General features: G+C 71.4%; 2 protein-coding genes and 1 pseudogene. 1 reads left to right on the top strand and 2 read right to left on the bottom strand.

The annotated features are described in order from the left end of the window. Window positions 1-201 (top strand): PfkB family carbohydrate kinase (locus RTM68_RS18795; RefSeq protein WP_312173849.1); only part of this gene is annotated, 201 nt, incomplete at its 5' end. 27 nt (window positions 202-228) lie between these two features. Here RTM68_RS18795 and RTM68_RS18800 read toward each other — a convergent pair. Continuing rightward, complete coding sequence (locus RTM68_RS18800; protein ID WP_312173851.1) at window positions 229-1101, bottom strand: MurR/RpiR family transcriptional regulator; 873 nt, start codon at window positions 1099-1101, stop codon at window positions 229-231. 14 nt (window positions 1102-1115) lie between these two features. Further along, window positions 1116-1407, bottom strand: a pseudogene (locus tag RTM68_RS18805) (hypothetical protein); the annotation flags it as partial.

Below are 1407 nucleotides of genomic sequence, written 5' to 3' on the forward strand. Positions count from 1 at the left end.
GCGACCGCGTTCGAGGGGGCGGAGCGGACAGACAGCTCGGCACTGGATGCGCCCGTCGTCGAGACGATCGGCGCCGGCGACGCGTTCGCCGCGGGATTCCTGGCGGGGATCCTCAACGGGCTGTCCCTGACGGGCAGCCTCGCCCGAGCGCATCGGATCGCGACGCGAGCGCTCACCAGCACGCGCGACCACGTCGGCTGAGCACTCCCGGCGACGCCTCGCACCGGCTCAGCGCGGAGGACGTCGGCGCGGCGCGGCCGCGTCGTGGGTGAGTCGCAGCGGTATCGACACCGGCTCCCCGCGGTGCTGCACGACCCTCACGAACAGGATGTCGACGAGCGCCAACTGGGCGATGCGACTCGACATCGCCGCCATGCGGAAGGGCGACTCGTGCGCGTGCGTCAGCAGCGCGATGTCGGCGGCCAGCGCCAGTGTGGAGTCTCCTGCGCTCGTGATGGCGACCGACAGGGCTCCCGCGTCGCGCGCGACCTCGAGCGCCTGCACCACCTCGGCCGTCTCACCTCCGTGCGAGAAGCCGATGACCACGTCCTTCGACGAGCGCAGCGACGCGGTCGTGACCGCGAGGTGGGGGTCGGCGGAATGCGCGACCGAGCATCCGATGCGCGCGAGCTTCTGCTGCAGGTCCTGCGCGGTGAGCGACGAGGCCGCCTGCCCGAACAGGTCGATGTGCCGTGCCTCGACCAGCGCGAGAGCCACGCGGTCCAGGGCCGCGGCGTCGAGGCCCCGGGCTGTCTTCTCTATCGCGTCGATCTCCTGGGCCGCGAGCTTCGCGGCGATCGCCGCCGGTTCGTCGTCCGGGCTGATCGCGGTGGTGTCGAGTCCGAAACGCGCCTGCTGCGCCTGAGCCAGCGTGACCGTGCGTGCGACGGCCACACGGAGTTCGCGATATCCGCTGAAGCCGAGCGACTGGGCGAAGCGGGCGACCGTCGACAGCGACGTGCTGCACAGCCGCGCCAGATCGTTGATCGCGAGATCGACGACGAGGGTGGGGTCGCCGAGTATCGTCTCGGCGACCTTGGCCTCCGCGGCGCTCAGGCGAGGTACGGCTCGGCGTACCAGTGCAAGAACATCAGCGTCCACGGTGCCATCCTGCCTCAGTCGTCTTCTTCGACGTCACCCGGTGACGAGGCGCCGCCGCGCGCGTATGCTCTGCGCAGCCGTTCTCTGGCGGCCTGTGCTCCGATGCGGCTCGCGGCGCCCACCTCGACCACGGGGAGAGCGAGCGGGCGCTGCGATGGCAGCCCGACGTTCACGACCACCGCGTCGGGATCGCGGTCGGCCGCGCGCTCGATCAGCGACCGCTGGGCGTCGTCGGCGTCGGGGCGGTCGACGAGCACGACCGTCAGTCCTTCGGCGGCGATCACCTCAACGAGCACGGCATCCTGT

Origin of the sequence: Microbacterium sp. (assembly GCF_031988965.1) — a bacterium.
Classification (GTDB): Bacteria; Actinomycetota; Actinomycetes; order Actinomycetales; family Microbacteriaceae; genus Microbacterium.